Origin of the sequence: Mesorhizobium sp. M1A.F.Ca.IN.020.03.2.1 (assembly GCF_004023205.1) — a bacterium.
Classification (GTDB): domain Bacteria; phylum Pseudomonadota; class Alphaproteobacteria; order Rhizobiales; family Rhizobiaceae; genus Mesorhizobium.
In genome coordinates, this window is the sequence record NZ_RZSV01000229.1 from 1 (window position 1) to 8,692 (window position 8,692).

Sequence of the window (8,692 nt, forward strand, 5' to 3'; positions counted from 1 at the left end):
GCTATGGAGGATGGCCGCTCCGGAACTACGAGCAACTTTGACCAGTCAGCAGGCGGCGAAGATTTGAGGCGAGCAAGCATTTGGCGACGAAGCTCCTAGATAAGGTTTTCGAAGAGCAGTATCGGCGAAGAAGGCAGGCCGAAATAGTTCGGAGAGGTACGGTCACCCGTACCTGACCGTACCTATTTTTCGGTCTCGCGATCGAGGAGTTGCTGGGCGATGCTGGAGAGCTTGTATTCAACACCACGACCGCTGCGTCGATTTGTGATCGTGCATCCTCGGTATAGCCGCCTGTTCCGAAGCGTCAGAGGCGCTATCCCGAGCAGATCAGCAGCAGCGGCTTGGTTGACATAGCCGTCTGCGCTGACGGCAAAGCCACGGTTGCGACAAGCGGTTTCGATCTGGTCTGTCTTGCTCTCCAATGGTGTGCGCTCGCTCATGAGATCAGCGCGACGGCGCAATGCATCGGCGATCAGTCGATCGAGTTCCGCGATGCTGTTTGGTTCGGCGTTGCTCATTCCGCCGCCTCCGCTGTTGCACTTGTTGCGGATGTTGCGCTCTCTAAGGGAGCTAGAGGTAGATAACGCTGCCAAGCATCGACGAAGTCTGTTCGTTGATATCCTCTAGGTGTAGCAGTGCCGATCCGCACCACTTTAGGTTTGATACCGTAAGGGCGAAGCTTGTTAGCCAAACCCCTGTCATCCAAGGGTTTTCCCTTCATATCGGCCCATTGAGACTCATCGAGATCGCAGAGCCGGCGAAGGATGCTTTCCGTAGCAAGAACTTCGTCTTGGCCGAAGATGGTCTTCACGTCGCCCAAGAGTTTGACGCCAAGGCTAGGTGTACCCTCCTTAGAGAGCGCAACAAGCGCAACAGCCGCAACACGCGCCCTTTCCGGCCAGTGGCCGCCGGCAGCATCGGCTATCGCCAAAAGCGGTTCCCAGACATCGGCATCACGGTCCTTGATGCCCGGTGGCATTTCCGGCCAGTCCTGGCCGATGTCGGCCGAGATGAAGGAAGCCCAGCCGGCGAGCCTGTCCTTGACCTCGTCGCCATCCGGCTTGTGCACGCGGCGTCTATAGGCCTCGACCGTTTCTTCTGGCGAACGGCGCCGCATGCGGATGATGACGGAGCGGGTAAGGATAGTGTCAGGCAAATCGCCCAGGCCGGCGAGTGCCACCGCGCAGTAGGCTGGAATCTCTTCCGTCTCGACGAGCTTTCCTCGAACAACGCACCGGCCGGCGACGGCGCCGCGACGATGACCGGCATTGAGCAGCCCGCGAATCTCCTCGTTATCCTTGGCCTTCGGCCCGAAGATGGTGTCGATCTCGTCGAAGAGGATGGTCGGGGCGCCAGCCTCATCCGCGACCTTGCGGAAGAGATATGCCGGCGTGACGTTCACCGCCTCGACAGGACGCGGCACCAGAAGCTCCGAAATCTCTAGCGCCCGGGTTTTTCCAGATCCTGGCTCTGGAGACAGGAACGCGATGCGCGGTGTCGATTCCCACGCATCCATCATGTGTGTGTGCGCTATCCAGAGAACATGCGCGACGTGCGCTTCTTCGGATGGGTAGGCGACGAAGCGGCCGACGAAGTGGTAAACCTCGTCGAGGAGGTCGGCGGCGAAGGTATCTTCCTCCATCAATACGACCTCCTCGCGATACGGCGATATTCTTTCGCGCCCTGGGCAATGTGGGTTGGGATTGCCGGCGGCCAGTGCCGCCAAGGTCTGTCGTTGAACTCGGCGACGATGCCCGCGACGTAGCTGTACGACCGCGCCGTCGGATCGTGCTCATAGCCGGCGTCATCGAAGCGAAGCACCGCGCATTGCAAGTGGTTGCGGGCAGCGATGAGATGACGGACGGCTGCATCGGTGTACAGTTCGTCAATGCTGGGGAGGTTGGGGCGGACGGTCACTGATCACCGCCTTCCTGCCGCAGACGGCGATGCTCCGCGACATGATGCAGACGGCAGAGCCAGGTCCCGCGAAGGGGCTGGTCATAAAAGCGGGGATCGTGGTGAAAGTCAGTTCGCGTTGAGCCGCAGATGGCGCAACTCTGCCGAACAAGAATGCCCTTCTTGATAGCGCTGGTCGTGGCGAGATGAGCCCAGCGGGCCAAGGGATTCGCGTTCTGCCATCGCTGCTGCGGAGTCAAACCGTCTTGAGCTTTTCGCCCTCTTTGTTTAAGCTCGGCTTGTTCAACTACTTCAATTTCGAAAGCCGGTTCCGTTCGCAGCGGGCCGGCTTCTTTGTTAGCCATCTCCATTCAGCCAGCCCTCGCAAGTTGCAAGTTGTGGAGGCGGACGGCTTCGCAGGCTTCCTTAGGCGTGAGGCCAAGGCGCTTGAGAGCGGGCACGGATGGGCCGCGAACGTGGCGCGGTGTCTCTTCCAGGAATCTGACGCCGAGTTCTACGTTGGGGTCGAGGCAGGCGTGATCTTCAGTTTCGGGACGGCCGGTCATTATGCGGCCTCCCCGCGAATGAGGTCATGCAACTGTTGAGCGTCGCAAACCCAGCGGTCGCCAACCTTGCGGGCCGGCAGCGTGCCATTTTCGAGCATCCAATAGACAGACCGCACCGAGACTCCAATCTCGGCGGCGATTGCCTTCGCGCCCCAGATAGGACGCGGCTTTTCTTCACTCTTTGTCATCGAAAAATTTCTCCGTGTTCGAGATTTCTAACAATTAGCGAACGTAACGGACGGTAACCACTTGCGCTAGCCGTAACGCTATGCCATACCGTTCTTGGAGAAATTAGCGAACGCGGAGCCTCAACGACATGTTGCCCATAACGCTGGAATGGCAGGTTTGCCCCGATGGGGTCCGGGCGGACTTCGATGTTGAAGGCGATAAGCTCTTTTATCTGCCCAGGTCCGAACGCCGGACCTCGCGGGCCTACAACGTGTCCGATCTTTCCAGCCCGCTCGTCCTAAATTTCCTGAACAGCAGCAGCACGGTCGAGAAGCGCGCAAACTTCTTCGCGGCCTACGGGCTGCTCGAAAAATCAGTCTGCACTGATGATATGGTTTCGGATGCGCTGGGCGTGCTGGACAAAGCGGTCAAAGTCGGGCCCCTGGCCGACCATCCAGAGCGCATAGCAATCCTGAACGACTTGTTGTCGGAATCGACCGCGATGCATTTGGGCTTTGATTATCTCGGCCTGAACCAAACTAGACGCATGGTTATCCGGCCCCGCTCATTGTTCGACTTGATGTGCGCAGAAATCGCGATGGCCGCCGAAGTCGATGCCGCACTGACAAGCTGCGAAAATTGCTCCCGGCTGTTTTATACCGGCCATCTTACCGGCCGACGCAATACTGCTCGATATTGCTCTGATCGTTGCCGAGCAGCAGCAAACCGCAAACTCGCGGGAGGTCGCTGAGATGTCGATTCGCAAGCGCAAATGGACCACGGCCAAGGGCGAGGCCAAGACTGCCTGGGTTGTCGATTATAAAGATCAGAACGGCGTTCGCGCGTTGCGCACCTTCAACAAGCAGAGCGAGGCCAAGGAATTTGAGACGACGATGCGCGGCGAGGTACGCGACAAGAAGCACGTCGTTCGCAGTAAGTCACTCACCGTGGCCGAAGCGGGCAAGGAATGGCTGAAGGCCGTCGCCCATGGACGCGGTGAGCGAGGCCCAGCCGAGGCGTCTACCCTTCGTCAATACAAGCAGCACGTTGACGATTACATCGAACCGATGCTCGGGGCTGAGAAGCTGTCTGACTTGTCCAAGGCTGATGTCACCAAGTTTCGCGCCGATCTCTTGGCGAAGCTGTCGCGCGCCATGGCGAAGAAGGTTCTTCAGAGCCTAAAAGGCATTCTCTCGGAGATGCAGCACCAGGATCAGGTCGCGGTCAACGTCGCCGCGACTGTCCAGATCGGCACAGGAGGTCGCCATAAGGAGGATGTCGTGGTCCCCTCGATCTCGGACATCAAGGCCATTCTCGCCAAGCTGGACGAATTGGCCGCACAGGCAAACAAGCGATGGGCCGCTGCCTGGGTAAAGCGTCGTGCGTTCCTCGCGACTGCCGTTCACACCGGAATGCGGGCCTCCGAACTGCGCGGGCTGCCGTGGGCATCTGTGGATCTAAAGGGCGCAACGATCGAGGTCCGCCAGCGCGCCGATGAGAAAGGCAAGATCGGGCCGCCGAAGTCGAAGGCTGGCCGGCGTACGATCAACATTCCTGCCGCACTGGTCGCCATCCTGCGGGAATGGAAGCTGCGCGCCGGAGGCCACGATCTTGTGTTCGCCACCGAGGAAGGGAACGCCGAGTCGCTCGCAAACATCTTCAACCGGGCATGGAAGCCTATCCAGATCGAAGCCCACATCTGCGAGCCCAAACGAGACGGGGCCGGCGACATCGTGAAGGACGAGGAAGGCGCACCAGTCATGGAGCCGCGCTATAACTTCCACGCCCTCCGGCACTTCCATGCCTCAATGCTGATCGCCGACAACGCCAACCCGAAAGAGGTGCAGGCTGAGCTCGGGCACAGCAGCATCCAGGTCACCTACGATCTGTATGGCCATCTGTTCAGCGACGAGGATGCTGGCCGGCGTCGCCAAGAGCGCAGCGAGAGGCTTGCGGGATTGCTCGGATAATGCTCTATGCGACATGAACAAGGGCCATATGCAACATGGCCTTTGTTTTTTCTTGGTTTTTCCGCGCTGTTTGCGGACTGAAAATCCGCGTGTCGGTGGTTCGAATCCGCCTCTGGGCACCATCCCCTCCTCTCCCGACACTCCCTTTCGCCGAATCTTCTACGCTTCTGTTTGCACAAACAACTGAAATCGTTCATCTTTTTGGGAAGGATGGCGCGATTGAGCGCGTTTCATGGAATTTCGGCGTATTTGGTCTAACGAGGCGGAGGGCTGGTATTTCCGTTGGTACTGGACATCCTGATGGTATCGAAACAGCCAAAGGGAGGTGTCCCACAAATGGCCCTTTCCGACGTGAAATGCCGAAATGCCCGTCCTGCTTCCAAGCTATTGAAATTGTCTGATGGTGGCGGGCTCCAGCTCTGGGTGCAGCCCACCGGATCCCGCCTATGGCGCCTCGCCTATCGATTTGACGGCAAGCAGAAGCTTCTGGCGTTGGGCAGCTATCCCCTTATTTCGCTCGCCGAAGCACGCAAGGCGCGCGATGACGCCAAACGTCTCCTCCTCACTGGCATCGATCCCGCGCAGGAACGCAAGTTGCGAAAGGTCGGTTCGGCAAAGGACAGCTTTCGATCAATCGCCGAGGAATATGTGGACAAGCTGAAGAAAGAGGGACGTGCCGACCGGACTATCACCAAGGTCAAATGGCTACTCGACTTCGCCTATCTCACCTGTGGGCACAAGTGCATTCGGGACATTGATGCGGCCACTATCCTTGCTGCCCTTCGTAGCGTGGAGGTGCGCGGTCGATACGAGTCGGCCAGGCGGCTGCGCTCGACCATTGGCAGCGTCTTTCGATACGCCATCGCCACTGCACGCGCCGACACTGACCCCACGTCCGCGCTGAGGGGCGCTCTCATCAGGCCAACGGTCACGCCGCGTGCCGCCATTACCGATCCGAAGGCATTCGGCGGCTTGCTGCGTGCGATCGAGACATTCGACGGACAGCCCGCAACCCGAGCGGCTCTGAGGTTGATGGCGCTGCTGTTTCCCCGCCCCGGTGAGCTTCGCGCTGCCGAATGGGGGGAGTTCGACTTCGAAAGTTCGGTATGGACTATCCCGGAAGCGCGAATGAAAATGCGACGACCGCACCGCGTTCCTCTTTCAACGCAGGCTTTGGATATCCTGGCCGAGCTTAAAAAAATCTCCGGCGCTGGGACGCTGCTGTTTCCAAGCGTGCGATCGCCTTCTCGTCCGATTTCCGACAATACACTCAACGCCGCCCTGCGTCGCATGGGTTACAGCAAGAATGAAGCAACGGCCCATGGCTTCCGAGCAACGGCATCAACTCTGTTGAACGAATGCGGCAAGTGGCATCCAGACGCCGTAGAGCGACAGCTGGCTCATATTGAAAATAACGACGTTCGGCGCGCCTATGCCCGGGCGGAGCACTGGGAAGAGCGCGTCAAGATGATGCAGTGGTGGGCAGATTATCTGGAAAAAATTGAGAACGCCGGAACGCGCGGGTAAACTCAATCAGATGCGGGCAGCCAGCTGTCCGGCACGTATCGCGAACGTCCGGTTTACGCTGCATAGCGGCCGTTGAGGCCTGCGTTGCCGCTCTCCCGAAGCGGACATCCCTGGGGAACCTGGCGGCCTGAAGGCGGAATGGGTGATCCGACGAAGGCCGAGAGCGCTGCGATCTAGCGAGGGCTGGAACAAGGCATGGTTCAAGGCCAGTGCCGGAGCGCCGCGCTAGCTGATTCCACACTTGTTGAAGCCGACATGATGGGAGACCTATCTAAGGCCCATGTCCACACGCCAGAAAATGGATGCAGCTGCGAATTTGATCGAAGGGTGGACGCTCCCGTCTGCGGCCACGCTTGGGTCATCGGTCCGAGCCAGAGGGATCGTTCGCGAAGTGCGAGCCACCTGCCTTTGGCGGCGAAAAAGCTGCTCGGTATCGAGGTCGGGGTGCTCACCTTGCGCATGCCGGAAGGCGCCTATGGCGATTTCCGGACTGCGTCGGCGATTGTGTCCAAAACGCTGGAAGGCATCGAAGGCCTGCCCGTAATTCCCCGTGAAGTCGAAGACATCCTGACGATCTCTTCGGCAGAGCGGCACCGGTGGCTCAAGGACGGCCGCTTGCAAAGCACAGGCACACGTACGGTGAAACTTCGTGGTCGCGCAAGGAAGGTAACTTTTCACGTGTTTGACCCACGTCACATCGAGGACGTGCTCGATCGCGACTTGGTTACGGTCTGGCGCGAGGACGACGCGATAGCTGCTGCAGAGAATAGGCGGCGGGCCGCCGGAAAGGCCGCCCTGAAGCGTGCGCAAAAGAGCGGCCGCAGGGCCGCGTCTGCGCCTGACAGCACTCGGGACGAGGTGTCACGTCAGAAACTGAAGGGCTGGGACGAATTCGAGAGTGACGGACTTCTGCGCTGATTCAGCGAAAAAAGATTCTTTCGCTGCTCCTGCCCACTACGACCGCACTGGCCCGAATCCTGATCCGGGTCGCGCGCCTGACCTCCGGGAGTCAATGGGCGTAAACAGTCCGCGAGTCTGGTTCCGGCCCAGGTAGGCGACAGTAACGGGCCGCCATATCGGCCGTTCACCACGGGCGACACCATTTCCCGAAAGCAGCGAGCCGTTGGCGCGCGTCATCGGTATCCCTTTTAAGTCCCAGGGGATACTGTTGCCGCCCATCAGCCGTCTTATCGGTATGGCGAAGCCGCTGATCTGTGTTAAGCCGCCGCCCGAACAGCCGAAGGAGTACACCCGTGAGCGAGCCGACCGTGGCCGAGGCGACCGACAGCATCTATGCATCGCTCCGGGCGAACAATGCCGACATCGATGCAAATATCGCGGCGCTCAAAGCGGCGCTGACGCGAGAGGGGATAGAACAGGCGGTGCTCGATCCGACCAGGCTGGCGCAGAACAACCGTTCGAGCCGCAAGGTGATGCAGGCTTATTTTCGGCAGCGCGGCGTGACGTGAGGTGGGCCAATTCATGGAACACGAGCCCTGCAAGATACGTTTCATCTTGGCTGAGCATGGTGCTTAGCAGCGGGTCACTTGACCAGCCAAGCGTGCAAAATGCAGTGATGCCCGTCAGATAGACGTCCAGGCCCTGCCTCTGAAGTGCGACAGCGGTTTCAATCGCAGACCTTTTGGAGAAGTATCCTCGGTACGGAACGCATCCGAACACCGGAAAGCACCATGTTCGTGGCGTCAGCGAGAATTCCGACGCTGCGAAGACGGCCCATGTCACGGCGTCCCGACCAACGTTGACATGGCTGCGGTAGCTATTGTTGTCTGGAAGCGCTAGTTCATCTATCGCAAACTGTCGGATGGCGCTCGCCGATTCCATTCGAGCGCGTAATGTCCCAGGGATCGAAGGATCGTCGATCAGCTCTTCGACATCCTGGCGCGCCGCCATGATCTCCACGTGACCCTTCAAGGATTGTGCGTAGTAAGAAATGCTGGTGCAACCTGCCAGGCTGGACATCACGATCATCGCAGCAACCGAACGAAAAAATGCACGCATCACGGTTGCCCACGGCATTTGCTCACACGTCCGGATAGGGCAAACGTCGCAACTACGCCCGGTCCCAAACAGTGGCTCCAATTTGGTTGATGTCCTGGATGGGGGTTTAGGTTAGACGTTCGTCTTCGGCAAGATTGTCACAATGTGGTCATTCGCTGCCAAATTGCCGAATGTCCGCTATAAGCCGGACACGGCGACGTGGAACTATCCGCCTAGGAGGTCTTTTTCTCCTGAAGCTTCCGGTCGCATCCGGCCCAACGCTGTTGGTCCGCAATGCGCCCACGTCGGCCATAGACGCAAATTGTCTCCTCCCAGGAAGTAGTCGTTGCCGATGACCATGCTCCAGGTCGTAGTCGCGCTAATAGCTGCCATTGGGAATCGTTCCGCGAAGATAGTTCGGGGAAGCTGAACGACGACCGTGCAAGCGGCCTGCCGAGGCCGTCGAAATTGTCTTCGAAATCGTTCCTATTGTCGAAAAGTCCGCTCTCGCCCTCTAGGCGGCCTGCTCGCAGAGGAAAACTTCACAACGAATGCACAGTGTGTCAC

The 8,692-nt window shown here is 59.0% G+C and carries 9 protein-coding genes, 1 tRNA gene and 2 pseudogenes; 6 read left to right on the plus strand and 6 right to left on the minus strand.

Features of this window, described 5'->3' with window-relative positions; genetic code table 11:
* Window positions 1–182: 182 nt before the first annotated feature.
* The 5 genes from EOA79_RS26155 to EOA79_RS26175 form a co-directional block, all read right to left on the minus strand.
* Complete coding sequence (locus EOA79_RS26155; protein WP_127335222.1) at window positions 183–518, minus strand: hypothetical protein; 336 nt, start codon at window positions 516–518, stop codon at window positions 183–185.
* Window positions 515–1,642, minus strand: coding sequence for a DUF3631 domain-containing protein (locus EOA79_RS26160; protein ID WP_127335221.1), 1,128 nt, complete (start codon window positions 1,640–1,642; stop codon window positions 515–517). Before EOA79_RS26160 ends, EOA79_RS26155 begins: the two co-directional genes overlap by 4 nt.
* Complete coding sequence (locus EOA79_RS26165) at window positions 1,642–1,917, minus strand: hypothetical protein (protein WP_127335220.1); 276 nt, start codon at window positions 1,915–1,917, stop codon at window positions 1,642–1,644. Before EOA79_RS26165 ends, EOA79_RS26160 begins: the two co-directional genes overlap by 1 nt.
* Window positions 1,914–2,267: a hypothetical protein gene (locus EOA79_RS26170; RefSeq protein ID WP_245489932.1), complete on the minus strand. Its 354-nt coding sequence runs from the start codon at window positions 2,265–2,267 to the stop codon at window positions 1,914–1,916. Before EOA79_RS26170 ends, EOA79_RS26165 begins: the two co-directional genes overlap by 4 nt.
* A gap of 194 nt (window positions 2,268–2,461) precedes the next feature.
* Entirely contained in the window at window positions 2,462–2,650 is a 189-nt protein-coding gene (locus EOA79_RS26175) for a helix-turn-helix domain-containing protein (RefSeq protein ID WP_127335219.1), read from the minus strand.
* A gap of 128 nt (window positions 2,651–2,778) precedes the next feature.
* On the opposite strand from EOA79_RS26175, the gene EOA79_RS26180 reads away from it, so the two are divergent.
* The 6 genes and pseudogenes from EOA79_RS26180 to EOA79_RS26200 all read left to right on the plus strand — a co-directional run bounded on the left by EOA79_RS26180 (window position 2,779) and on the right by EOA79_RS26200 (window position 7,596).
* On the plus strand, window positions 2,779–3,381 hold the full coding sequence (locus tag EOA79_RS26180; RefSeq protein WP_127335218.1) for a hypothetical protein: 603 nt from the start codon (window positions 2,779–2,781) through the stop codon (window positions 3,379–3,381).
* A gap of 1 nt (window position 3,382) precedes the next feature.
* Window positions 3,383–4,600 (plus strand): site-specific integrase, encoded by a 1,218-nt coding sequence (locus tag EOA79_RS26185; RefSeq protein WP_127335217.1) that lies wholly within the window; start codon window positions 3,383–3,385, stop codon window positions 4,598–4,600.
* Window positions 4,591–4,722, plus strand: a tRNA-Phe gene (locus tag EOA79_RS32990). Before EOA79_RS26185 ends, EOA79_RS32990 begins: the two co-directional genes overlap by 10 nt.
* Window positions 4,723–4,936: 214 nt before the next feature.
* On the plus strand, window positions 4,937–6,127 hold the full coding sequence (locus EOA79_RS26190; RefSeq protein ID WP_091595317.1) for an integrase arm-type DNA-binding domain-containing protein: 1,191 nt from the start codon (window positions 4,937–4,939) through the stop codon (window positions 6,125–6,127).
* 280 nt (window positions 6,128–6,407) lie between these two features.
* A pseudogene (locus EOA79_RS26195) lies at window positions 6,408–7,045 on the plus strand (hypothetical protein).
* A 335-nt stretch (window positions 7,046–7,380) separates the two neighbouring features.
* Window positions 7,381–7,596 carry a hypothetical protein gene (locus EOA79_RS26200; protein WP_091595108.1) on the plus strand — a complete coding sequence of 72 codons (216 nt, stop codon included), beginning with the start codon at window positions 7,381–7,383 and terminating at the stop codon, window positions 7,594–7,596.
* Between the two features lie 10 nt (window positions 7,597–7,606).
* On the opposite strand, the pseudogene EOA79_RS26205 reads toward EOA79_RS26200, so the two are convergent.
* Window positions 7,607–8,164, minus strand: a pseudogene (locus tag EOA79_RS26205) (aminopeptidase); the annotation flags it as partial.
* Window positions 8,165–8,692: the final 528 nt, after the last annotated feature.